Consider the following 1892-nt stretch of genomic DNA (forward strand, 5'->3'; position numbering starts at 1 on the left):
AATCGGATAGGGGAGATTTGACCCTCCCCTTCCACACCACGTAGCGTACCGTTCAGTACTACGCGGTTCAATAGTTTACGCGTACTTTCAGATAGTGGGCAGTCATGGATGGGTATCCGAGTCTGTCCACTATTATCGTCTTGGTGAGCACAGAGTTCAGCATCTCCGCCGCCCTCCATGTCCCCTTCCGACAGTTTGACAGTTTATGCACCTGCCACTCCGGCAGATGGAGTGCACGAAGCATTTTATACCTCGTTCGCACTCTTTTCCATTGTTTCCAGTACACCGCCCGTATCCTGCGGCGGAGCCATTCGTCTGTGTCCTCCATCAGTCTCTTCATGTCCGCATACCGGTAGTAGTTTATCCACCCAGTCGTATATCTCCTGAGCTTCTCCTCTCTCTCCGGGTTGCTCCACTTGTTTCCTCTCACTGTCAATTCCCTCAGATGGTCCTTCATCTTCCTGATTGACCTGGGGTGTACCCGCATACGGCATCTTCCTTTGTTTCGGTAGAAACCGTATCCAAGGTACTTCACTTTGCTGATGTGACTCACTGTCGTTTTCTCAAGGTTGACTTTCAGGTACAGCTTTCCCGTTATAAATGGGATGATGTGCTCCAGCGTTCTTTCTGCGCTTTTCCGGCTCTTGCATAGGATGATGCAGTCATCCGCATATCTCACGAACTTATGGCCTCTGTGTTCCAGTTCCTTGTCCAGCTCGTTCAACATGACATTTCCACACAGCGGGCTTAAGGGGCCTCCCTGGGGCACCCCCTCGGTTGTCGCACGAAATCCTCCGTCTTCCATTACCCCGGCCTTCAGGTACTTGTGTATCAGCGAGACTACTCGTCCATCCTTGATCGTCCTCGACAGCACCTCTATCAGTTTGCTGTGGTTTACGGTATCAAAATAGGACTGCAAGTCCATACTGATTGCGTAGGCGTATCCTTCATCCACATACTCTCTGCACTTTGCCAGTGCGTCCTGTGCGCTCCTGCCTGGCCGGAAGCCGTAGCTGTTATCCGAAAACTGTTCCTCATAAATAGGCGTCAGTTCCTGCGCTATCGCCTGTTGTATCATCCGGTCGACCACAGTTGGAATTCCCAGCTTCCTGACTTTGTTTCCCTCTTCTTTGGGTATTTCTACCCTTCGGACGGGGTTGGGTTTGTACTTCCCCTCCCTCAGCTGCCTGACCAGTTCGTCCCGGTGGTCTTTCAGGTAGGGCAGAAGTTCATCCACCTGCATCCCATCCATTCCCCCTGACCCTCTGTTTGCTTTCACTCTCTTGTATGCGGCATTCAGGTTGTCGCTCCTGAGTATCGTATCAAGCAGGTTGTCCGTCCAAAAGTCCGTGTTGGTGTCAGGGTTCCCGGTAATCCATTCATGGACGTACACTCCTGTTCCCCTTCCCTGTTCCGCAGGTATCTCTCTCAGGTAGTCTTCAATATGAAGTTGTCTGTACTTAATTCCATGTCCGGTTTCCATTTGGAAATGGCACCTCCTACTGTTCCGTCCTTCCCGGGACATCTATAGCTGTTCCGGTACTATGACTTCTGCTGACTTCTCATGGCAAGCTTTACTCCATGACAACGAACGTTATATCGTCTTTGCCATGTTCATGAGACCTCCCCGGGTACTCACACGCTCTTTCCCACTTATACCTGCCCCGTTTACTGTTGGCGTTCCGTGCAGTTATTGGACTTTAGTTTGGTTTGCAACCTCATCCACGCTTTACAGCCTATCCGGACAACTTTTACAGGCCAGTGGTTTGCCTCCGGCTTCCTTCAGACCCCACCTCACGATGACGCCCTTGCCATTAGCTGCACCCTTCCCACTGCCGGGCGGGTCAGGGACTTTCACCCGTTAGAACGTGTGCCCGCCGGGCACACAAAAC

The 1892-nt window shown here is 51.8% G+C and carries 1 protein-coding gene; it reads right to left on the reverse strand.

Annotated elements, in window-relative coordinates; all coding sequences use genetic code 11:
• Nucleotides 1–67: 67 nt before the first annotated feature.
• Nucleotides 68–1483, reverse strand: a complete 1416-nt coding sequence (ltrA, locus tag NI21_RS0110620; protein ID WP_033126202.1) for a group II intron reverse transcriptase/maturase — start codon at nt 1481–1483, stop codon at nt 68–70.
• Between the last annotated feature and the right edge of the window lie 409 nt (nt 1484–1892).

It is taken from the genome of Eubacterium sp. ER2 (assembly GCF_000765215.1).
Lineage (GTDB): Bacteria > Bacillota > Clostridia > Lachnospirales > Lachnospiraceae > Claveliimonas > Claveliimonas intestinigallinarum.